This is a genomic window from Rufibacter latericius (assembly GCF_003721515.1).
In the GTDB taxonomy this organism is placed as follows: Bacteria; Bacteroidota; Bacteroidia; order Cytophagales; family Hymenobacteraceae; genus Nibribacter; species Nibribacter latericius.
Genome location: NZ_RJJD01000021.1, coordinates 369,691 through 390,232 on the forward strand (window position 1 = coordinate 369,691; position 20,542 = coordinate 390,232).

Below are 20,542 nucleotides of genomic sequence, written 5' to 3' on the forward strand. Positions count from 1 at the left end.
CTTCTGCCATAACAACCTTATTTTATAGTTGGAACTGGCAATTCCCATCGTTCGAAGGCCATCTTCAACTCCATCTCCACCTCACTCATAAGCGACTCTGGTGCCATCAGAGAGTCGTGCCGCGATATGAGCTGGGTAATATTTTTGTCTAATAGAGAACGTACTGCCGTGTCAATCACCACCAATGACTCCAGACGCTGCATGATCCATACTACGTTTGTATAAGAAGGCTTCCCCTTCTTATTCTTCTTGGATGGATTATGCGGGCAATGCTTGCATTTGATTATCCTGAACGCTTCATATACATCAGGGAAGCGGCCTCTAAAGCATTCCCCGATCTCGCATCCTTCTGGCTGGGTACCGAAAATCACAATATAGAAAAGTGACTTTGCCACTTGTCTTGGAGAAGCGGTAGAGTAGTTGCATTTAGGTTTTTTCGGTTTCTTACCAGCAGCCTTTCGCTTGGCATTTTTCGCGGCATATTCTAATTCCTGTTGTTGGGCGAAATAGTCTTGCCATTCCTCACCGAAAAAACCGCGCAACACATCTATCCAGTGCTCATAGAATTTACCCCCGATGCAGAGGTTACGGTATTCCTGCCAAACAGGCGTATGGAAATCAATTCCCGCCACTAGATCTGCTGCCTCTGGGAGCATCCGCCTGATCACCTCTTGGTTGATGATGGATGAGAAGTATGGCTGCGCGTTAGCTATATCAAGTTCTCCGCACCGCTCGGTATCATAGCCTTTGAACCTGATAAGCGGATGGCCTTTCTTGTTCAGGGAGACCCATGGGTTATGCAACCGCCCATATTTGTCTCTCTTGAACCAAAAGATGTCGCGCTGGTTCACCAGTTCCATGTGCATAAGATTGGAGAAGCCATTCACCTCATTCGCCAAACCTCTCTCCTCAATAATGTTCTTTGCCTCGGTGGATGTCAGATCCAAATACACGTCGTCCAAGGCATCGGCGAGCCTTGCCATCACATCATCCTCTGGATATTTCTCCAGTGATCCCTTGATCCGCTCTTTCCTATAGCACTTCTCAGCGGTAGCAGCTTTTTTGTCGAAGATCGGGATCTTTGTATAATATCGGCTTTCCCCAAACAAGTCAATATGCAGTAGGTGGGCTGGGATACTGAAAGACCGCGAATAGTTGTTAGTTGGGTCTGCTAAGTCAAATTTATAGTTTGTACTATTCAAAAGACCAGCATTTACCAGCAGGTCGATGCCATCGCTTGCTTTACGTTCACCCAATATCTTCTCCACATAGCGTGAATGCAATGGTACGGGTTCGGTATAATCAGGCGTAGAGGTACTGTATCGGCTACGGTATTGGTTTAAAATTACTTTGAACAATATCAGTGCGCGGTAGCGAAGTCCGCTTCCATGGGTCACGTTGATCAATTCATTAGCGTCTAGGTTTACTGGTAAGTAGCCATAGGTAAGGGGTTTGGTAGTTTTCTTCTGTCTCACTCTCTTGAACTTTCTTTTGTTTATGTATCTGATTTGAAGTCTCTCTTCGAAGGTTATATCAGATAATCAGCGAAAGTTTTAAATGGTGGGTAAATAAATTTGCTGGTGTTTTACAAAAGGCAGATATATGACATATACTTGTATAACAGATATATAAGCCGCTGTGCCTGCTGTTGGCTCACCTGCCCAGGACACCCGTTTCAATACATGTAATAAGATGGATTCACATGGAGGATCTCTTCGTTATTTAAGTTGGTCGATAAGGGTAAAAGGCCAAAACGTCGGTAATATAACACCACTACCTGCCCTCCCTTTCCCTTTGTAAATCCTCTTTCTCTGTTCTATACACCCAGAAGTTCTAGTCTCTTGAAGTCTTCTGTTGTTATGCGTTCCGTGTGCTGTCCTGAAAGGATAGCGCATAGATTAATACTCATAACATGTTGTAAATGAATTGGCTGGGTAGAGAGAAGTTGTATGTCGTATAGATGAGGTAGCCCAGAAGTGCTGTTTTATTCGAATTTCTGATCCTATTGATTTATCTTGTCAGGAATAAGCCTATACTGCACTATACCCTTACATGATAAATTTCAGAGAATACGCCAACTTCATCTGGTCAGTGGCCGACCTACTACGCGGTGACTACAAACAGGCCGAGTACGGCAAGGTGATCCTTCCGTTGACGGTGTTACGCCGCTTGGACTGCGTGCTGGAGAAGACTAAGCCGAATGTTCTGGCCAAATACGAGCTGGTAAAGAACACCAACATCCAGAACATAGACCCTATCCTCAATGCCGAAGCGAAGCTCAGCTTCCATAACCGCAGCAAGTTCGATTTCGACAAGCTGGTGGCTGACCCGAACAACTTAGCTGCCAACCTGCGCAACTACATCAACGGTTTCTCCGACAGCGCGCGTGAGATCATGGAGTACTTCAAGCTGGAGGAACAGATAAACCGACTGGAGGAAGCCGACCTGCTGTTTCTGGTGGTGAAGCGGTTTCAGGAAATAGACCTGCACCCCACCAAGATCAGCAGCATGGAGATGGGCTACATCTTCGAAGAATTGATCCGTAAGTTCAGCGAGATATCGAATGAGACTGCTGGGGAGCATTTTACTCCGCGGGAAGTGATCCGTCTGATGGTGAACCTCCTGTTCCTGAATGACAGAGGTATACTTACGCAGGAGGGTATTGTGAAAACGCTCTATGACGTCTGCGCGGGTACGGGAGGTATGCTTTCTGTGGCTGAGGAGTACTTGAAGGAGCTGAACCCGAAGGCGCGGCTGGAGGTGTTCGGTCAGGAGCTGAACCCAGAGTCCTACGCCATCTGCCGCGCGGACATGCTCATAAAAGGTCAGAACCCTACTAATATCAAATTGGGCAATTCCCTGTCCAATGATGGTCTGGAGGGGTACACATTTGATTATTGCCTTACCAACCCGCCGTTTGGCGTGGAGTGGAAGAAGGCGGAGAAACAGATCAAGGCCGAGCACGAGAAAAAAGGATATGACGGTAGATTCGGTGCTGGTCTCCCGCGCATTAGTGATGGTTCCCTTCTCTTTCTCCAGCACTTAGTCGCCAAGATGAAGCAGAACGGTGAAGGGTCACGTATAGGTATCGTTTTCAACGGTTCTCCGCTGTTCTCTGGTGGTGCTGGCTCTGGTGAGAGTGAGATCCGCAAGTGGATCATAGAGCGTGATATGCTGGAAGCCATAGTGGCACTGCCTGATCAGTTGTTTTATAATACTGGTATCTCCACCTACGTGTGGATGTTGACCAATCGTAAGACCAGAGAGCGCAAGGGCAAGGTGCAGCTCATCAATGCGGTATCCTTCTACGAGAAGATGCCGAAGAGCTTGGGCAACAAACGGAACGAGATCCGACCCACCCAGATAAAGGACATCACCAAGATCTACGGTGATTTCACCGCTGGCCAATACTGCAAGATTTTCCGTAATGAGGACTTCGGCTATAGCCGTATCACCATAGAACGACCGCTCCGCGACGGGAATGGCAACGTGGTGACCGATAATAAAGGCAACCCCAAGGCGGATTCCTCCCTGCGTGACAGTGAAAACGTACCGCTAACGCAGGACATTGATCAGTACTTCAAAGACGAGGTTCTGCCACACGTGCCAGACGCATGGATTGACCACAGCAAGACTAAGGTCGGGTATGAGATCAACTTCACCAAGTACTTCTACCAGTACAAGCCGTTGCGGTCACTGAAGGAGATCCGTGCCGATATCATGAAGCTGGAGGAAGAGGTTTTCAATGAAGTGGCATCTGTAATTTCGTAGGGTATGGCATTGGGAGCATTGAAAAAGGTGGATGTGCGCACCGTCTGGACGCACGAAGCCTATGATTTTACCAACTGGCTGGCCAAGGAAGAAAACCTACAGTTGCTCAGTGACGAGGTAGGGATCAACATAAGTCTGATCGACACGGAGGTGTTCGCGGGTAAGTACAAGGTGGATATTTTGGCCGAGGAGGAGGGCACTGACCGCAAAATCATCATCGAGAACCAGTTGGAGTTTACAGACCACAGGCACCTAGGCCAGATCATCACCTACGCCTCTGGTTATGACGCCGATATCATCATCTGGATTGTGAAAGGTGTGAACGATGAGCACCTTCAGGCCATTGAGTGGCTGAACTCCGTGACTAACGCCAAGATCAACTTCTTCTTGATCCAGATAGAAATCTGGCAGATTGATGACAGTAAATACGCGCCCAAGTTCAACGTGTTTGCTAAACCCAACGAGTGGTCAAAGGTACTGAAAGAGGTGAAAGGCAAGGGTGAATTGAAAGGCACCAAACTCCTCCAGTTGGACTTCTGGAACAAACTCAAGGAGTACAACAGCACCTCAGGATCGCGCGTACGCTTCACCCGCACACCGCTGGCTCAGCACTGGTATGATCTCAGCATAGGCTCCTCCCAGTGTCATATTGGGTTGACGGTAAACACGCAGAACAAGACGGTTGGATGCGAGTTGAACATCCATCACTCCAAGGAGCTGTTCAAGAAACTGGAAGCCCAGAAAGAGGATATTGAGCGTGAGATCGGTCAAGAGCTGGAGTGGATGGAGCTGCCCGAGGGCAAACAGAGCCGTATTAAGCTATCTGAGGACGTGGATATCAGTAACCAGAATAATTGGGGAACCGCCTTTAAGTGGCTCAACGATCAGGCTGAGAAATTTCAAAAGGCATTCAGCGGTAGATTATCATGAAGAGATACGACAGCTATAAAGATTCACATGTTGAATACCTAGGTGAAATACCTGAGCACTGGGAATTGAAGAAATTGAAATACGTTGCGCAGGTAAACCCATCCAAATCCAGACTTTTATCTGAGGTTGATCAGGAACAATTTGTGACTTTCCTTCCTATGGAAAAGGTTTCAGAGAACGGTGAGATTGATACTACAATAAAAAAGCCAATCAAGGAGCTTGCAAGCGGGTTTACCATCTTTCAGGAAAACGACGTCATTCTAGCCAAGATTACTCCATGTTTTGAAAACGGCAAAGGCGCGTATTTGAAGAACTTAGGCAGTCCACTAGGGTTTGGATCTACTGAGTTTCATGTACTCAGGGCGCACGATCAGATGGTCTTGAATGAGTACCTATTCTATGTTACGAAATCCAACCTTTTTATGGAGCTTGGCGAAGCTTCCATGACAGGTTCTGCTGGTCAGAAACGCGTACCAACCTCCTACTTACAAGAATACCTTCTGCCATATCCATCAGATTTAGCTGAGCAGGAAAGTATAGTGCAATTCATCAAAGCGAAAGACTCCCAAATAAGCACACTGATCCAGAAGAAACAGCAGATGATCGCTTTGCTGGAGGAGGAGAAAACCGCGGTGATCAACGAAGCAGTCACCAAAGGCTTGAACCAAGATGTGCCGATGAAGGAAAGTAAGGTGGAGTGGTTAGGTGTTGTGCCAGCGCATTGGGAGGTGAAGAGTATTAAAAATATCTGCTCGGTTCGTCAAGGCTTACAAATTCCTATTGAAAATAGAATTTCTGAGCATGTAGAGGGTTCTTATGAATACATAACTATCAAATCGATAAACAACCCTGAGTCTTATAAGGAATACATTAAGGATCCTTCAGAAAGAGTGATATGCGATCATGATGACATATTGGTGGCAAGAACGGGAGCGACTGGTGAGATTATAAAAGGTGTACGCGGGGTATTCCACAATAACTTTTTCTTAGTGGATTATGATAGATCCCAAGTAACTAAAGACTACCTCTATTATTATTTAAAAAATAGACCGATCAAGGATTACTTGCTATTGGTTGCTGGAACTACAACTATTCCAGATTTGAACCATGGAGCTTTTTATTCAACTGTTTTCTTACAACCCCCTTTAGAAGAGCAGCAAGAAATTACTACGTACATTATCTCCAAAATAGAGGAATCAGAACAATTATTAGATAAAATGAGGAAAGAGATTTCTCTGCTCCAAGAGTATCGCACCGCGTTGATATCCGAGGCGGTAACAGGTAAGATCGATGTGCGCTATTACCAACCTGCACAGATTGCGTCATCAGAACTAGAACTAGCATAACCTACCATGGCAGCAGGAATCCACACCGAGCTTACGTTCGAAGAGGCCATCGAAAGTCACCTCATACAGTATGGCGGCTACGAGAAAGGAGACAAACATAACTATAATAAAGAGCTGGCGTTGGACGAGACGGTACTCTTTTCCTTCCTCCAGTCCACTCAACCCAAGGAATGGGAGAAGCTCAGCAAGATTCATGGATCTGAGATAGAGAAGAAACTGCTCTACAGGCTTTGTAAGGAGCTGGAGCTGCGCGGCACTTTGGATGTTTTACGCAACGGTATCACCGACCTCGGTGTAAAATTCAGGCTGGCCTACTTCCAGCCCGAAAGCGGTTTAAACCCTGACGCTGAGAAAATGTACGCCATGAACCAGCTCACTGTCACGCGGCAGGTGAAGTACAGCAAACAAAATGAGAACTCCTTGGATTTGGTGCTTAGTGTGAATGGCCTTCCCGTAGCAACGGCGGAGCTAAAGAACCAGTTCACTCAGCAGAACGTGGAGCACGCCAAGAAACAGTACATGTATGACCGCGACCCGAAGGAGCTGCTATTCCAGGGAAAGAAGCGCGCGCTGGTACATTTTGCCGTAGATACTGACGAGGTGTACATGACCACTAAGCTGGACGGTAAGGAGACCCGTTTCCTGCCGTTCAACAAAGGCAACAAGCACGCCGCTGGCAATCCCACCAATAAACAGAACGGTTACAAGACAGCTTACCTCTGGGAACAGATATGGAGCAAGGACAGTTGGATGGACATCCTCGGTAAGTTCGTGCACCTTCAGGTAGAAGATTATGAGAGTGCTGGTAAGAAGTACAAGAAGGAGACCATCATCTTCCCGCGGTACCATCAACTGGAGGTTGTGCGAAAGGTAGCCCAGAATGCCCGTGACAATGGGGCGGGGAGAAACTACCTGATCCAACACTCGGCGGGTTCAGGCAAGAGCAATTCCATCGCATGGCTGGCTTACAGGCTCTCCAGTCTGCACAACGTTATGGATGAGCGGGTCTTCGACAGCGTGATCGTGATTACAGACCGTAAGGTGTTGGATCAACAGCTCCAGAATACCATCTTCCAGTTTGACCACAAGCAGGGTGTAGTGCAAAAGATAGACAAGGACTCGGCTCAGTTGGCCGACGCGCTCAACGCTGGCTCCAACATCATCATCACCACTCTCCAGAAGTTCCCCTTCATATTGGAGCAAGTGAGCGAGTTGCCAGCCAGAAAGTATGCCGTTATACAGGACGAGGCGCACAGCTCCGCGCACGGTGAGTCCAGCAAGAAAATCAAGGAAATTCTGGCGGCAAAGTCCTTGGAGGAGGCCGAGAGATTCGAAGCTGACCAAGACGGTGAAAACGATGTGGAAGACGAGATCCGCAAATCCATGACGGCGCGCGGCCAGCAGTCGAACCTGAGCTTCTTCGCCTTTACCGCCACTCCAAAAGAAAAAACCCTGAAAGTCTTTGGTGAGGTTGGTGCAGATGGTAAGCCCCGTCCGTTTCACCTTTACTCCATGCGACAGGCGATACAGGAGGGTTTCATACACGACGTGCTGAAGAACTACACTACGTACAAGACCTTCTTCCAACTCACCAAGGCCATTGAGGAGGATCCTGCCCTGAACAAGAAGAAAGCCAATAAAGCCATCGGGAAGTTCGTGTCGCTGCACCCGCACAACCTCGCGCAGAAAACCGAGATCATGGTGGAGCACTTCCGTCAGGTGACATCGAAGAAGATCGGCGGCAAGGCCAAGGCCATGGTGGTGACGGGTTCGCGCCTCCATGCGGTGCGCTACTACATGGAGTTCCAGCGGTACATCAAGGAGAAGGGCTACTCTGAGATACGCGCACTGGTGGCATTCTCTGGCAAGGTGCTGGACGGTGGTAACGAATACACCGAGGTCGGCCTGAACAGCATCAAAGAGAAGGAGTTGCCCGAAAAGTTCGGTACTGATGATTATCAGGTTCTGCTTGTGGCAGACAAGTACCAGACAGGCTTCGATCAGCCGCTGCTGCACACCATGTACGTGGATAAGAAGCTCTCTGGCGTAAAGGCGGTGCAGACACTATCCAGACTCAACCGAACCGCCAAGGGCAAGGAAGACACCTTCGTGCTGGACTTTGCCAACGAGCAGGAGGATATCCTGAACTCTTTCCAGCCCTACTACGAGCTAACGACGGTAGAACAGCCCACTGATCCCAACCTGCTTTCCGATCTTATGTACAAGATCCACTCAGCGCAGATCATTTGGAAGTCAGAGATCGACATGTTTTGCGAGGCGTACTTCAAGTCAAAAGACCGCGTGAACTCTTTGTTACAAAAGAAACTGAACGCTGCCATTGACCCAGCGGTGGATCGGTTCAAGGGTCTTCCCACCGAAGAAGAGAAAGAAGACTTTAAGCACACGCTAATCTCGTTTATACGCCTGTATTCTTTCCTCTCCCAGATCATGCCGTTTCAGGACATGGACATGGAGAAGCTCTTTGCGTATGGTCGGCTGTTATACAATAAGTTACCGAAGGCTGGCGCAGGATCAGGTATCCGTTTGGATGATGAGGTGGCATTGGAGTACTACCGTATCCAGAAGATCGGCGAGGGCAGCATCGCATTGGAGGATCAAGGGGAGTACGGTCTGAAAGGCACCACTGAGGCAGGTATGCGCGGCACCAAGGAAGAGGAGGCTCAACTCTCGGAGATCATAAAGTTACTGAACGACCGCTTCGGTACCGATTTCTCGGAGGCAGACAAATTATTTTTCGACCAGATCGAGGCTGAGTTGATGCTGGATGAGGAACTGACGGTGCAGGCGCGCAGCAACAGCATGGAAAACTTCAAGTACGGCTTTAATGACAGGTTTTTGAATACCGTTATCCAGCGCATGGAGCTAAACCAAGACATCTTCTCCAAGATTATGGACAATGAAGATTTCGCGTCATTGGTGAAGGCTTGGATGCTAAAGAAGGTTTATAAGAAACTGAACGAGTAATATAAGCCTACTCTTGCAAATAGTTGTACGAATTAATCAAAGTGACATTGTAGTGTTTTATGGAAGACCAAGTTAGAGAAATGGTATTGAAAAAGCTGGATGGCCTACGCGGTGAATTCCCTATGCCAGATTTAAGGCTTTTTGAATTCATTGCCAAAGTAGAAGGACTGGAGAAACTTGAATATGTCCTGAATAATCCAGAACTGTTGGCTTCGATATCGAATTTCTCTTCAGTCATTGCCCCGACTTACCTACTGGATTTCTTTAATGACCTTGCAGAGTTTATCAAACCGAATTCCCATCTGGATCCGTGGGTGACGTTTTCCTCTCCCATAGTATATCAAAAGTCTGACGCTTCCACCGCATTGTGTATTTCAACTGGTGAAGCCGCATTGATCAGGGCTATATCACCAGAGGCTGGTCTTAATCTGATTGAAGGCGATCCTGTTGTTCTACTGGGTAAAATCACTTCAAAGTTTGACTTGATATCATGCTTTTCCCCATTCTTAGGCGGTCAAATTGATGCGCAAGAAATCCTCAAGGCAAGTGGCTTAAAGAAAGTATCGGGTGTCGGGGAGATTCTCCTGCTGATGTCCGCTAACTTGCTAACCGATAAAGGGAAAGGTATGTTTCTCTTGCCCCCATCTTTCCTGTTTGACAAGACAGTAAAAGAGAATCTTGAACGGCAAGGTGTTTTTATCGAGGCAGTGTTTACCATGGTATCGGGATCCTACATGCCACATACCAACATAGCTCCGAGCCTTATAGTATTTTCTAAAGTGCCTACGCCGAAAACGTTTGTGGCGGAGATATCTAAAGACGCTGAAACCAATAAGGTCATCCTGAACCATTTCAAAACCAAAAAAGATGCAAATGCGGTGCAGCTAGGTTGTTGGACTGATTTCAAGACTTTTACCTCCCTACAGTCATTGGTATCGGAAAAGGATTTGCAGTCAATGATAAAGCGGATAGGCTTTCCGCCATTTAAGCTTTCCGACATAACGTTGGCCATCAATATCCTAAAAGGAGATGCGCCAGAGGAAGTTGTCGCATTGGAGAACTGCATCTATTTACCAAGGGTCGGGAACAGTCTTGTGGTCACCAGTCCACTTTCATTGAAGATTAAGCCTAAGAATTGCTATCAGATTCAGTTGGATGGTAGTGTGGCTAACTCGGCCTATGTAGCCAAATATTTCAACAGCCTGATAGGGAAAAGACTGCGTGAATCCATGGAGGTGGGAACAAGTATCCGCCAGATACCCAAATCAGCATTAACTGGTTGCACTATCTACCTTCCTGATGTGCCCACACAGCTCAACCTGATTGAGTTAGACAATAAGATTGATCAGTTCTCTCTTCGATTAGATGAGCTGAAAAGGGATCTATGGCGGCAGCCTAACTCATATAAAAACATACAGAAGGAGCTGAAGGGCATTAATAATGAAGAGAAACTGGAGCATTGGATTGACAACCTGCCATTCCCTATATCCTCCATACTCTGGCGGTATTACGCCACCCAAGACAATGGCCGAAAGGTAGAGCACCTCTTCCACTTCTTTGAGGCATTGTCAGAGTTCCTGGCGATGATCATGCTTAGCGCGCTGGTACGGGATAAAGAATTCTATAAGAAGGAGAGTCATAAGTGGATTGATACCAACGGTAAGTTTAAGGATTGGTATCTAAGGGCAACGTTTGGTAATTGGAACAACCTGACTGCGAATTTATCCAAGGCTACGAGGCAATATTTAACAGACAAAGAGGGCAGCAAGATAATCAAAAAGGCATTTGGAAACCCATCGGATGGATTTCTAAATATGTTGACCACTAAGCAAGTTGTGGTAATATTGACCGAAGTAGCAGGGTTGAGAAACCAGTGGAAGGGGCATGGTGGTATTACAAGCGATGAGGAAAATAAACAAAGAGTGCTGCGGTTGGAGCAGTATCTAAATGAGCTGCGTAAACTCATTGCTGATGGTTTTGATGACGTAAGAATGGTGTCACCACGGGCAGGAGAGCTAGAGAACGGGTTATGGTCATTCCAAGCGAGGGAATTGATCGGAGCAAAGTCTCCGTTCCGAGAAGTGGAGGTAAAGTCTTTTTTTGGGCTTGACCGTAAAAAGCTTTACCTAGTCCATGGTGAACAACCTACTCCAGTCGAACTGCTTCCGTTTATAAGGTACAACGAAGCGTCGAATGCCTGTTATTTCTACACCAGTATTCAAGGAAGTAATGTGCGCTGGGTCTCCTACCATTTTGATGTTAACCCAGAACTGAATGAGCCGTTAGGGAATGACCTTGCTGATGCCCTAAATTTATTTAAATAGCAGAAAAAATTTCTTTAAAGATATGTGGCTATGGAGCATTATTTGAAACTTACCCTTCTTTTATCTTGATGTTCCAAGAGATACAGTTCAGGATACCGCCATGTTCAGCGATCTCATTGCTGTCAATTGTTTTAACGGCATAACTGGGGAACAGCTCCTCGAAAAGATTAACGGTCTTTTGATCCTCCGCCAACCCGAAGGTAGGAAGGATGATGACGTCCTTTATCTGAATATAGTTGATATAGATGCCGTTGGCCTGGGAGAACTTTATGTTGCCATATGGATTATAAGGTATTTCCCTCCAGTCCAGACCAGCGTTGTGCAACGCCATACGGAAAGTGCGCTGGAACTCTGGCTTCTCCTTGGATAGATCATTGATCAGAACCGTGTCTTTATTCAGAAAACGCACCATGCCGTCCGCATGGCCTGTGAAGTCCTGCGGGTGCGTGGGGATGATCACCACCTGCTCCACCTGAAGCAATTCCCTCAATTCGGAAATGAGCTGACGCTCTGGTACGTCTGGGTTCTCTGAAAAGACCCTGTCGCACATGATGGCCTTATTGGCGTTGCGCACAACGTTTCCGCCGTCTATCTTCAGATTTGATTTTACTAGCTTGATCCCGATCTCGGCGCAAATCCCGTCGGTGTCAGAAATGGTTTTGAGCCACTTTGCCGACTGAAGATACGATGGGTTATACAAGAACTGTACGAAGAGGTCGGCAGTGATTTGGATCGGCATATAGTCACGCGCCCAGATGTCCTTGGTATGCGGCAACAGCCCGTGGCGGATTTCGCTCTCATCCAGCAGCCTTGCCATGGATGCGTAAAACATGGGGTGCTTCTTCGGGAGACTGTCGGCTAGATATAGGAAATCGGTCGAGGCATCTGTCACTTTACCCTGTTTGCGGTGCAGGTCTTCCACATACCTACGTATGGGCTTTGCGAAGTACGCTTTGTGCTCATCCTTGGTAATGACGTCGCTCTTGTGGTTGTTGCAGAGGTAGCAGGCCAAGGCGCAGTTCTCTTCCGTGTAGAGGTTGGTTTTCGAGTCTATCCGCTCCAGCTCCAGTGACCTACCGCGCTTCCGTTTTGAGGAAAGCCTGCCAGAAGTGAATAGATCTCGCAACTTGTGCTCCTCTGCACCGCAGTAACAGCATGTCTTCTCCAAGGCCTGGAACCATGTAATGAAATGATCGACTCCCTTCTCGTTGAAGTAGGTGAAGTTTGGATCCTTTTTCTTGTTATGAAAGAGCTGCCGTGCTCTGGCAATCTGCTGTTTCTCGTTCATGTATATTTGTATGGCAGTGGGTATAGTGTAGTATAAAATGTGAGTTACCCTGCGATGGAAACGCCAGCCAAGAAGGCGAGGTCGGCCAGTTGCCTAAGGGAAATGGCTTTGGGGTTTCTGGTGTTGGGCACCTTGCCGCCGAATATCTCCAGTAGGGTTTCCTTGTGTAGTGGTACTGGGTCGTTAACCTCTATGTATAGCGGCTTGGTCTTAATGAGCATTGACCAATTGTCAGCCTTATATTTGTAATTGTTATCCCAATGTACCACCCTCCGCGCGCCTACCTTCTGTTGCCGTTCCGTGTCTCTTTTCATGAATGCCCTCAAGTCCAGAGCCTTTTCGAAATTACCAGCGGTGTGGTCGAAAGGATATGGCTCGTTACCTTTTACCATACAGTTGCTGGGCAGGGCCATACCCTCTGCCTCGAACCACTCCTTCCCATGCTGGTGAGTCGGGAACACCCAGTCCACCTGTAGGATGGCGATAAGTCTGTTACTAGGCGATTTGTCTGATCCGTACCTTCTCTTCACGGTCATATAGACCACCAAGTCATTCTCCCGCAGCCTAGGGGCGAACATGCCCTGCCTACAGATGGCGGAGATGGTGGGGGTAGCGTGCTCGAAATCAGGCTCTCTCCGACAGGAGGCGTCAATGAACGGCGGGTGCCCGTGCTTGGTGGTCGCCAACTTTCCGAGCGGTGTCATGCAAAGCGGTCGGAATGAGTTCAGGTAGATCTTGTTCAGGTTCTGGATTTTGACGGTGCTCATCTGCTCGTGGTATATGGCAAGACCTAAATATACTGCTTCTAAATATGTTGTTCTACCAGCCCAAAATCTGTTTGTTCTGCTGATACGCATAGTCATTCTGTATCTGGGTGTTATCATTGCAGATCCAACAGTTTCCACTAAGCGCAACATTCTCAATGCAGGCGCAAAGGCTGTCCTTCAGGATGTAGTCACGTTGCTTCGCTTCGTAGAATGAAGTCATGTCCACCCAGTCCAAATCCGCACTTGGCAACGCCATACGGTACGTGCGCTGGAAGCCAGGCTTCTCCTTAGTCAGATCAATAATCAGTGCTTTGTCATCATTCAGGAGCGCACCATACCGTACGCGTGGCCAGTTAAGTCCTGCGGTTGCGTGGAGATAATCTCCAACTTCTCCACTTGAAGCAATTCCCTCGGTTCGGCTATTAATTTTCGCACTGGTAATTCTGGGATTTCTGAAAAGACCCTGTCACACATGATTGTCTTGTTGGCAGTGCGCACCACGTTGCCGCCATCCACCTTCAGGTTGTATTTCACTTGGTTGATCCCGATCTCGGCGCGAATATGGTCACAATTGAGATTTATGGTAACTCATTGCAAAAGATGCTGAATCGGTGGAAAAATAGCGTATTCCACTTTTTAATATTGATATATAGATAAAAATAAGATATTATATGTTGAACGGAAGCAAGAGCGTGAAACTGGCATATGCTAGTTACTTACAGATGGAGCAGATCCGAGTCGCTTTGCTAAAGCGGAAGCTGAGCATGAAAAAACAGGAAGTATTGGCTTATGCTCTAAGAATGATGTATAAAAAGATGTCGGAGCTTGGGAGGGATGAAAATGATTAGACAGTACGTACCTTGTATTAAAAGGAACCAGTACCACGTGGATATCCAAAGGCTAGAAAAAGAAAGGAATAGGATCTATGCCTTCGCCTGTAATGAGCTTGATCTGGATGAGAGGATTAATCAACACATCGATCAGTTTGAAGAACCCGCTAATCATACTTTTTTCGTCAGAGTATTGAGCGGTCAAGAAGATGGGGGGAAATCAGAAAGCGATGCAGAGGTTTCCGTTATCTTTAAAAGTGTTACACTCACTCCTGAACGGGAGACGTTGCCAGTCATCAACTTCAAGGTGGATGGAAAGTACTCTGTTAGGATCGGCCCTGTTAGAGAGTATCACACTAAGTACACACTATATGCCACGGTAGAGGATTTTGAGAGGAAACTTCAGGATTACATTCCCTTGCTAGATAGGCAAGACTCACTAATCAATGTTCTACTAATTACATATGACCCTAATGCTGCCATGTACCAACCGCTGGATTTGTGGATTAATATTTACTTCAACGAGAAAGAGGAAATGCCATTTATGAAAGTGAATGGTAATACATCCCAGAGAGTACTCGACTTTAGAGCTTTTATCGATGATCTGTCCGCCAGTGGTATTTTTTCAAAGTTATAAGAACTAGCGAAGAATCACTCAACAGGTTCATTATAAACCTATTCTCCAGAAGGTGCGATTCCAGCGTGTGACGGGGGTTGATTTTAATCCTTGAAGTGTTTACCTTAGGTTCTAGCTATGATTGAACCAGCACCCGCTCCTTCACCCGTACCCGTCCTTCTTTTCTGCCGCGTGTCATCAGCTCATCAGGACAACGCATACCAGCTCACCGAGCTTGAGCAGTACTGCGCGGCAAGCAACTACCGTATCGTCGACGTGATCGCCAACAACATCTCGGGCCGCACGGGCACCAGACGGCCAGACCTCGACCAACTCTTCGCGCTGGCCAAGAAAGGCGGCTTCAGGAAGGTGATCGTCACCAGCCTCGAACGGCTGGGCCGCAGCGCGAAGATGATCCGCGCCACCATCGACACGCTGCACGCCCTGGGCATCAGCGTGGTGTTCAAGAACCAAGGGTTCGAATCACTGGACGCCAGCGGCGAGGAGACGTTCGTCACCAACATCATGGTCTCGCTCTACGCTGAGCTGGCGCAGGAGGACAACCGAATGCGCTCCCAGAAGATCCGTAGCGGCATCGCCAACGCCCGTGAGAAGCACGGGGTGCAGATCGGTCGGCCCGTGGGCTGGAGGAAGAGTGATGAGAAGCTGCTGAAGGAGTACGCCAAGCTGGCCAAGGATCTGCGCGGCGGCCTCTCGCTGAGCCAGTGCATGAAGCTGCACCATGTCTCCAAAAACACTGTCATCAAGGTCAAGCGGGCCATGGCCGATCAGGCTGTCGCCGTGACATAGATCTTGCCACCGCCGCGGTACTGCCCGTATCAGCGGCGTGAGACCCGCCCACGTGGGCACTCCATGCCACCGAGGTGTTGGCGGTATCGTCGACGACAGATGGGATCGGGGTGACCTTGCGTCGGCCAGCCCAGTAAAAAGAAAGGGAGACACCAGCGTCCTGCGCCAGTGCCTCCCTTTTCCCTTTAGGCGAAGACCGCTCGGTAAACACCCAGCACCTTCCAGAAGCCTACATCTCCCGCCACTTCCTCCACTGCCGAGGTCAGGCAAGCCATGGCGTCCAGTTCATATAGCTTGTCTTGGAGGCGGATTCCCCCGCTGTGCATGGTGTGGGCCACCCCGCCATCGGTCAGCAGCCTCCGCGTACGCTCGGTGATCGCTGGCAGCATCCATTCCGACACCTGTGTGCCCATGGCCGCCTCTTCCTGCATCATCAATTGTTCGTATCTGTCTTTCATTTGTCTTGGTTTTAAAATTAGATTCGAACCTTATAGGAGGAGATCAGGCGATTGTTTTAAAAAGGGATCAACTATTTTTTCACAGGGTCTTCAGCAGCCTCTGGATCTTACCCTTCCGCATCGCGGCCAAGCCCAGGGGCGTGCTGAACCAGCGGTGGTACTGGTCTACCGCGTTGTCGAATCCGAACTCGATCGTGGTCGCCTGTAGCTCCGTGACCGCGGGGTCGCTGTACACGTGGCCGAGGAAGCCGTGCCTGAAGTTGAAGCCGCGGGGCAGGTTGGGGATCTGGGCGTTCAGGTAGTCGTGGAAGTCCTGCACCGCGAAGTCGCTGATGGCCAGATGGCGGCGGCAGAAGCGCACGAAGTTCTGGTTCCAGTCCGAGGTGTCTATGCTGATATTCATGGTATACTTGTCTTTTCCAGTATATATCCAGCCGCCGTGCCGCCCGTGTGCCAGACGCCCTCAGGCAGAATGGACACATGCGCGGGCGGTGTGGGGATACCGCTTGGCCTTCGCCTCTAGGAAAGGCAGGGTGCCTGTGATATGGAGGAACTCTCGGAACTGGTGGATGTGCCCCAGATCCTCAATAAATGTGTTCGATTTGATCTGGGTCTGGGGTACAGAAACAAAAAAGCCACTGATAGTCAGTGGCTTTTTTGTTTTATAGGTTTCAAACCAATTCTACTCCAAACTCTATTCCCTTTCTACCAGCTTTAGAGCCAAACTCGGTAGAAGGTGAAGATTGATTACTTAAAGAGATTGCTGGCTTAGTGGTACGACTTTTAATTAAGTGCTTGGTCTAATCAATATCAAAGTGAACTAAGGGTATAAAATTTGAATTCCTTAACTTTGAGGCATGGATAAGACTTTTGACTCCCAAACTTCAAATTTCAATGCTGTATTAAAGCTTAAAGGCTTTATGGTGTATGAAATCAACAGCGGGTCTGACTCTGGCCATACCTACAGCCGTAAGGATTTCTACAAGATAAACCTGACCACCGGGAAGTTCATCTTCCACTACGCCGACAAAAGCGTGGAGACGGATGAGACATTCCTACTCTGTGCCAACCCCCACATCCCCTACTCCTGTGAGGCCGTTTCGCCACACTTCAGCGGCTACACCTGCCTATTTACGGAGGAGTTCCTAAGCTTGGGAGAACGGTCCGACAGCTTCCGGCAGTCTCCCCTGTTCAAGATAGGCGGCACCCCCGTTTTGAGGCTTGACAAAGAGCAAAAGGAGTTTATCACGGGAGTGTTCAAAAGAATGCTGGCCGAGCAGAGCACTGATTATGTCTTTAAAGATGAGTTGATACGCAACTACATACACCTAATCATCCATGAGGCGGTGAAGATGCAGCCCTCTGAGAACTACTCCACCCAGAAAAGCGCGGCGGAGCGCATTACGTCTGTTTTCCTTGAACTATTAGAAAGGCAGTTCCCGATTGAGAGTACCGAGCGCCCCCTTGAGCTGAAGACGGCACAGGATTATGCCAATGGCCTGAGCGTCCACGTCAACTATCTGAACAGCGCTGTGAAGAAGGTCACCGGCAAACCGACAACAGCCCATATAGCCGACAGGATCATCAACGAGGCAAAGGCGCTTTTGCTGTATACGGACTGGAGTATTTCCCAGATTGCCTATGCCCTCGGCTTTGAGTACCCCACCTACTTCAATAACTTCTTCAAGAAGAAGACCGGTGAAATACCTAAATCAATCCGGACTACTCATCTTTGATTTTCATACTTATTGCTTTGTTTTCCATTATTTATCCAGTGGAACCGTGTGGACCTTTGCAGTCACAGTTCACCTTAAATAAACAAATAGCAATAAAAATGGAAAATCAAGATAAAGTCTGGCTCATTACCGGTGCCGGTCGTGGTTTGGGTGTAGACATTGCAAAGGCAGCACTTGCGGCGGGATTCAAGGTGGTGGCCACAGGCCGCGATATTAATAAGGTGGCTAAAGCTATAGGCGAGAGTGAAAACCTTTTCGTGGTAAAGCTGGACGTTACAAGCCTGTCAGACGCGGAGGTGGCAGTTAAGGCGGCCGTTGATAAGTTTGGTACTGTTGATGTATTGGTAAACAACGCCGCTAATTTCTACGCGGGTTTCTTTGAAGAGCTGAGCCCTCGCCAGATTGAGCTTCAGATAACCACAAATGTATTCGGACCGATGAACGTGACTCGTGCCGTCCTCCCTGTCATGCGAAAGAACCGTTCAGGCCACATCATTTCCCTTTCATCTATTGCAGGTTTGGTAGGCACTGAGTATACTTCCGCTTACAATGCCTCTAAATTTGCCTTGGAGGGATGGATGGAAAGTCTGCAGTTAGAGGTTGCCCCGTTCGGCATCAAAACTACCATTGTGGAACCAGGTTATTTCAGGACGGAATTATTGGAGCCTGCCTCTACTACCTGGCCAGAAAAATCAGTAGAAGATTATGCAGAGCGTAGTGTTATGCTTCGTTCAGCATTTGAAGGTGTAAACGGCAAACAACCCGGTGACCCGGCAAAATTAGCGGATGCATTAATCAAGATTTCAAGCCAAAATGAACCACCTAAAAGATGGCTGGCTGGAACAGACGCCATCAGGGACGCCGAAAAGAAAATCAGTGAGTTGCAGCAGCAAATCAATGCCTACCGTGACCTATCTTCATCCCTAGCCTACGTGGAAGAATAAACCGTAAGCTATTCCTTTGGATGGAAGATATTGCCACAGTTTTTTCGCCTTGATAATCTTAATGGCAAAACCTAAGGCATAATATATTTACACAAAGTAAGGTATACAAACAACACAAGTAAGTTGCTTGAATCTCTTATTTGCGGCCCTTCATCCTTTTTAAACTTAATGAAGGACAGCTCTGGGAAAATTAAACAAGAAAGCCTTGCAAACAATGTTTTGCAAGGCTTTCTTGTTTTTAAGGTACAGCACAGGGCCCATTTTGAAATACTTTTATTTGATTGCCAAGCTTATAAGTATTACTTAGATATTATATCAGTGGAATACTTTAGAGGCTTGCGGCATATTTTTAATGAAGTCAAAAACGATATACCCCCTCCCCATGAAAGAGAACGGCTTGCAAAGATTCTTAAGCGCTCAGGAAAGAGATTATGAGGTGGCGCTTTCTGAGATAAGGAAAGGAAGAAAACAAAGCCATTGGATGTGGTATATCTTTCCTCAAATGCGGGGACTAGGTTTTAGCGAGACTTCTGTCTTTTACGGTATCAAAGACGTACAGGAAGCCGAGGCCTATTTAAAGCACCCTGTTTTAGGCAGCAGGCTTGTAGAGATTTGTGAGGCACTTCTGAAACTTGAAGGAAATAACGCCTGCCGCATCTTTGGAAGCCCGGATGACCTGAAGCTCAAATCTTCCATGACCTTGTTCGCCTCCTTACCAAATGCAAACCCTGTGTTCAGAGATGTTTTGCAGAAATTCTTCCACGGCAAACAAGACGAGAAAACGTTACAGATACTTCACCGCTAACTTTGCATAGCAGAAAGCAAAGTGAAGCTTGCCCTTTCTTGATCAAGTTATAAATCACTTTGAATGGATTTATAGCTTAGTTTTAAATTTCTAAAGCAAAAACGTAAATGTTAGACACCAATAAGCCCTATGTCATTTGCCACATGCTTGGTTCTGTTGATGGCCGGATCTAACAAAACATCTGGGGATTTAAAGACCATCATAAGTACTTTGAAGAAACCGCTGAAAAAATTGAAGCAGATGCCTGGTTAGTGGGCCGGGTGACCATGCAGGAGTTTTCTAGCAAAGAAACCTATTCCCTAGAGGGGGATCATGACTCCATACCGAAAGAAGACTTTGTGGCCGAGCAGGAGGCCAAAACCTATGCAGTGGTGATTGACCCATCGGGGAAATGCTTCTGGGATACCAACATGGTCTCTACGGAACACGTGATTGAGGTCCTGACCGAACAAGTGTCATCTGGCTACTTGGCGCATCTCAGAAGCAAGAATGTGTCTTACATCTTCGGCGGAAAAGAGGATTTAGACCTTGACCTGGTGCTCAGAAAACTTTACAGCCTGTTTGGCATGAGGACAGTACGTATTGACGGCGGAGGCCACGTGAACGGCTCTTTTCTGAAAGCCGGACTGATAGATGAGTTCAGCCTAGTGCTGGCCCCGGTAGCCGACGGTACCATTGGTTCCCCCACGGTGTTTGAGGCAGCCGAAGGGTATGAAAACCGTAAAGCCATGCAGTTCAAAATCAAATCCGTAGACCGCATCTATGATGATTTCCTATGGATAAGGTACCTGGTGGTCAAAGACCAGGAAACTGGGAGATAATGTTTTATACACTTGGTATTGCTATTGCTTTCACCATGCCTGCTGTTATTGGTCTTTGGCCGCTATCATAAAAATGATGAGGGGGGTAAAGGCACATTTTCAGATGTGCCT

The 20,542-nt window shown here is 47.7% G+C and carries 17 protein-coding genes; 11 read left to right on the top strand and 6 right to left on the bottom strand.

Going from position 1 to position 20,542, the window contains the following annotated elements; genetic code table 11:
* Positions 1 to 17: 17 nt before the first annotated feature.
* Positions 18 to 1,475: a hypothetical protein gene (locus EFB08_RS21380; protein WP_123129008.1), complete on the bottom strand. Its 1,458-nt coding sequence runs from the start codon at positions 1,473 to 1,475 to the stop codon at positions 18 to 20.
* A gap of 577 nt (positions 1,476 to 2,052) precedes the next feature.
* Here EFB08_RS21380 and EFB08_RS21385 point away from each other — a divergent pair.
* The 5 genes from EFB08_RS21385 to EFB08_RS21405 are packed head-to-tail and all read left to right on the top strand — an operon-like array spanning position 2,053 to position 11,356.
* Positions 2,053 to 3,771: a type I restriction-modification system subunit M gene (locus EFB08_RS21385; RefSeq protein ID WP_123129009.1), complete on the top strand. Its 1,719-nt coding sequence runs from the start codon at positions 2,053 to 2,055 to the stop codon at positions 3,769 to 3,771.
* 3 nt (positions 3,772 to 3,774) lie between these two features.
* Positions 3,775 to 4,701, top strand: coding sequence for a DUF4268 domain-containing protein (locus EFB08_RS21390; RefSeq protein ID WP_123129010.1), 927 nt, complete (start codon positions 3,775 to 3,777; stop codon positions 4,699 to 4,701).
* The gene (locus EFB08_RS23635; RefSeq protein WP_165864989.1) at positions 4,698 to 6,047 is read left to right on the top strand and encodes a restriction endonuclease subunit S; all 1,350 of its coding nucleotides are present in this window, start codon (positions 4,698 to 4,700) and stop codon (positions 6,045 to 6,047) included. The genes EFB08_RS21390 and EFB08_RS23635 overlap by 4 nt, the downstream gene beginning before the upstream one ends.
* 6 nt (positions 6,048 to 6,053) lie before the next feature.
* On the top strand, positions 6,054 to 9,032 hold the full coding sequence (locus tag EFB08_RS21400; RefSeq protein WP_123129011.1) for a type I restriction endonuclease subunit R: 2,979 nt from the start codon (positions 6,054 to 6,056) through the stop codon (positions 9,030 to 9,032).
* A 59-nt stretch (positions 9,033 to 9,091) separates the two neighbouring features.
* Positions 9,092 to 11,356 (top strand): restriction endonuclease subunit S domain-containing protein, encoded by a 2,265-nt coding sequence (locus EFB08_RS21405; protein WP_123129012.1) that lies wholly within the window; start codon positions 9,092 to 9,094, stop codon positions 11,354 to 11,356.
* A gap of 49 nt (positions 11,357 to 11,405) precedes the next feature.
* On the opposite strand, the gene EFB08_RS21410 is transcribed toward EFB08_RS21405, so the two are convergent.
* The 3 genes from EFB08_RS21410 to EFB08_RS23640 all read right to left on the bottom strand — a co-directional run bounded on the left by EFB08_RS21410 (position 11,406) and on the right by EFB08_RS23640 (position 13,631).
* Positions 11,406 to 12,482, bottom strand: coding sequence for an agmatine deiminase family protein (locus EFB08_RS21410; RefSeq protein WP_165864990.1), 1,077 nt, complete (start codon positions 12,480 to 12,482; stop codon positions 11,406 to 11,408).
* 206 nt (positions 12,483 to 12,688) lie between these two features.
* Complete coding sequence (locus EFB08_RS21415) at positions 12,689 to 13,411, bottom strand: hypothetical protein (RefSeq protein ID WP_123129014.1); 723 nt, start codon at positions 13,409 to 13,411, stop codon at positions 12,689 to 12,691.
* A 52-nt stretch (positions 13,412 to 13,463) separates the two neighbouring features.
* Positions 13,464 to 13,631 (bottom strand): hypothetical protein, encoded by a 168-nt coding sequence (locus tag EFB08_RS23640; protein ID WP_165864991.1) that lies wholly within the window; start codon positions 13,629 to 13,631, stop codon positions 13,464 to 13,466.
* Positions 13,632 to 14,296: 665 nt separating this feature from the next.
* Between EFB08_RS23640 and EFB08_RS21430 the strand changes: the two genes are divergently transcribed.
* A complete protein-coding gene (locus EFB08_RS21430; protein WP_125077829.1) occupies positions 14,297 to 14,878 on the top strand; it encodes a hypothetical protein in 582 nt (193 codons plus the stop codon).
* A 117-nt stretch (positions 14,879 to 14,995) separates the two neighbouring features.
* A complete protein-coding gene (locus EFB08_RS21435; protein WP_123129018.1) occupies positions 14,996 to 15,667 on the top strand; it encodes a recombinase family protein in 672 nt (223 codons plus the stop codon).
* Positions 15,668 to 15,852: 185 nt separating this feature from the next.
* On the opposite strand, the gene EFB08_RS21440 is transcribed toward EFB08_RS21435, so the two are convergent.
* On the bottom strand, positions 15,853 to 16,125 hold the full coding sequence (locus tag EFB08_RS21440; RefSeq protein WP_123129019.1) for a hypothetical protein: 273 nt from the start codon (positions 16,123 to 16,125) through the stop codon (positions 15,853 to 15,855).
* A gap of 79 nt (positions 16,126 to 16,204) precedes the next feature.
* Positions 16,205 to 16,528, bottom strand: coding sequence for a hypothetical protein (locus EFB08_RS21445; protein WP_123129020.1), 324 nt, complete (start codon positions 16,526 to 16,528; stop codon positions 16,205 to 16,207).
* 454 nt (positions 16,529 to 16,982) lie between these two features.
* On the opposite strand from EFB08_RS21445, the gene EFB08_RS21450 reads away from it, so the two are divergent.
* The 4 genes from EFB08_RS21450 (at position 16,983) to EFB08_RS21465 (ending at position 20,431) form a co-directional block, all read left to right on the top strand.
* A complete protein-coding gene (locus EFB08_RS21450) occupies positions 16,983 to 17,861 on the top strand; it encodes a helix-turn-helix domain-containing protein (RefSeq protein WP_123129021.1) in 879 nt (292 codons plus the stop codon).
* Positions 17,862 to 17,959: 98 nt separating this feature from the next.
* Positions 17,960 to 18,805 (top strand): SDR family NAD(P)-dependent oxidoreductase, encoded by an 846-nt coding sequence (locus EFB08_RS21455; protein ID WP_123129022.1) that lies wholly within the window; start codon positions 17,960 to 17,962, stop codon positions 18,803 to 18,805.
* A 382-nt stretch (positions 18,806 to 19,187) separates the two neighbouring features.
* Entirely contained in the window at positions 19,188 to 19,610 is a 423-nt protein-coding gene (locus EFB08_RS21460) for a DUF1810 domain-containing protein (protein ID WP_123129023.1), read from the top strand.
* A gap of 230 nt (positions 19,611 to 19,840) precedes the next feature.
* Entirely contained in the window at positions 19,841 to 20,431 is a 591-nt protein-coding gene (locus EFB08_RS21465) for a RibD family protein (RefSeq protein ID WP_227006434.1), read from the top strand.
* The last annotated feature ends 111 nt before the right edge of the window (positions 20,432 to 20,542 follow it).